Annotated in this window: 2 protein-coding genes and 1 pseudogene; all 3 read right to left on the bottom strand. The window is 55.1% G+C overall.

Annotated features, from left to right (window positions below):
• Positions 1-204: pseudogene (locus tag ACEW8G_RS11780) on the bottom strand (P-type conjugative transfer protein TrbJ); the annotation flags it as partial.
• A gap of 122 nt (positions 205-326) precedes the next feature.
• Positions 327-1273, bottom strand: a protein-coding gene (locus ACEW8G_RS11775; RefSeq protein ID WP_373488611.1) for an IS630 family transposase whose coding sequence is annotated in 2 segments (ribosomal slippage) — positions 327-937 and positions 937-1273 — 948 coding nt in all. Because the reading frame shifts where the segments join, the coding sequence is not laid out codon by codon here.
• A gap of 203 nt (positions 1274-1476) precedes the next feature.
• Positions 1477-2293 (bottom strand): nucleotidyltransferase family protein (locus tag ACEW8G_RS11770; protein WP_373488610.1); only part of this gene is annotated, 817 nt, incomplete at its 5' end.

The following is a 2293-nucleotide window of genomic DNA, read 5'->3' as shown; positions in this document are numbered from 1 at the left end:
CTGCAGTGACTGAATCTGCTGGTTGATCTGCTGGAGCGTGCGCGCAGCGGTCAACAAATTCTGTGCGTAGTTGGCGCTATCAAACACCGGGATGGCCTGCGCGGGCGACGACGGAAGCAAAACTGCTGCACCACCGATCGTGGCAACGGCGAGAGCGGCCGAAGCAAAAAACTTGGCGGGATAGTGGCGAGATGTGCGACGCATTGACTAGCTCCTTGATCGGGGGAGCCTTATTTTCGCGGATCAAGTGTCGTTCCGGCAGAGCGTGTCAGGTGCCGTGGCCGACTTTTTTAGGGCAGCGTCAAATCCATTAGAGCGTTTTTCGATCATTCAGGGTCATATCCGCACGAGCTAAAGTAGTTGGCGCATTCGTTGGGCTGGAAGATATCGACGAGCTTGCCGATGAGTTGCCATAGCCCGCTGACGGTGCGCTCACCTGCTTTGCGAAGCATTGCTTTGAGCCGCGAGAACGCCTTTTCGATTGGATTGAAGTCCGGACTGTATGGCGGGAGGAACCGCAAGGTTGCGCCTGCCGCCTCGATCCGCTCGCGCACGGAGGCACGTTTGTGGCTCGACAAGTTGTCCATGATGACGACATCGCCGGGCCGAAGCTCAGGTATCAGGATATGAGTGACATAGGCCTCGAACCAGTCGCCATTGATCGGGCCATCCAGCACCATCGGTGCGACCATGCCGGTCATGCGCAGGCCCGCGACCAACGTGGTCGTTTTACGATGACCATGGGGGAAGCCCATGCGCAGCCGTTCACCTTTGCGGCAACGGCCATGGCTGCGGGTCATGTTGGTGGCGGTCCATGTCTCATCGATGAAGACGAGGCGCTCGGGTTCCAGATCGAGCTGGCCGTCGAACCAGTCATGCCGCTGCTTCAGGACGTCGGGACGGTCCTGCTCGATAGCATGGCCAGTCTTTTTTTGCGCGTCATGCCGCGGCGCACGAAAAAGCGGTGAAGGCCTGCAACCGAGACCTGGAAGCCAATCTCGGCCATGCCAGCACGCAACTCTTCAAGCGTGATATCCTTGTGTGCCTCCCAAAGCGCCAGGATGTCGTCGCCGCGTTCCTCTATCCGCCGTGAACGCATATCACCGCCCTGAGGCTTGGGATCAAAGGAACCGGTCTGGCAGCGTTGCGCCCGCCAGCGGATCGCCGTCGATGGCGCAACGCCAAAGCGAGCCGCGGCGGCCCGGCAACTCAACCCACCATCAACCGCAGCCAAAAGCCGAGCACGTAAATCCATCGAAAGAGCGTGAGCCATCCATGCCAGCCTCCTTCGCCAGCACGGATTATGAATCAGAAAATTGCGCCTCTGGGAATCCCTTACGATTCATTGCGCTCGAAAAACGCTCTAAATTGAAGCCTATGTTGGTCATGTCGCGACTATTCAATGTTAATTTCGATTCATGATCATTGATTTATTATAAGTCACAGGTATTTGTTTTTATGCGGGATGTTTCGCAATTACTTCGCATTTTTGCGAAAAGCAACCTCACTCCGATATGTAGTAAGGAGTTCGCGCAGAAAATTATAGGACCGTGTTGTCGTGCTGCCGTCTGTCCAGCTCCATAGGAGATTTGTTCTGCGCATAAGTTGCGGGGCTACTGTTCCAAATGCCGATGCGATTACTTTGTACCGCTCCGGTTCACGTGTCGAGCATATATCATCATGAGCAAACAGCTGTTTTGATAATGTCATCGTTACGTGCAGTAGCCTTCCTATCCCGTTCTTTGCTGCGAGATCGGCAAGGGCTTTAAGGTCTTCTGCGCTCGATTCCTTCATGCACCACATGAGCTCGTGGGCATAGATTATCCAGGGGCTGCCGGCGCGCAAGGCTTTTGCAAAGTTGATGATGCAAAGTATAAGATCATGGTTCTTTGACAATGTCCGTGCTGTCCGGTCGCCGATAAGAATGATGGAGCTCTGTTCGAAGAATTGTTCTATTTCTCTGGGGGCAGGCGTTCCCGGTTGTTGAACCTTGTTATGCAGATCCACCAGCGGGTGGCTGCGGCCTGGCCCATAAAATGCTGATTCGCCGAGGTATTTATGCCACCACGAATTGTCGGATACCGAAACTGTGGAGTAGCCTGCTTCCGTTAAAGCCGACCGCGCTGAATTGTATTCGCCGGGGTGCACAAGGATGTCTACATCAGACGAGGGGCGGGCATCCCATCTCCCGTAAACCTTGAATGAACGCACAGGGCCCTTGAACAGGATCGCCTTGATACCGGCAGATTCGATGGATCGCCAAGCATGGACGGAGCGCGTGACGTTGGACAGG

This window comes from Blastomonas sp., from assembly GCF_041747255.1.
Taxonomy (GTDB): Bacteria; Pseudomonadota; Alphaproteobacteria; order Sphingomonadales; family Sphingomonadaceae; genus Blastomonas.
The sequence above is the reverse complement of the archived record's forward strand: the minus strand, read 5'-3'. Positions and strand labels throughout refer to the sequence as shown.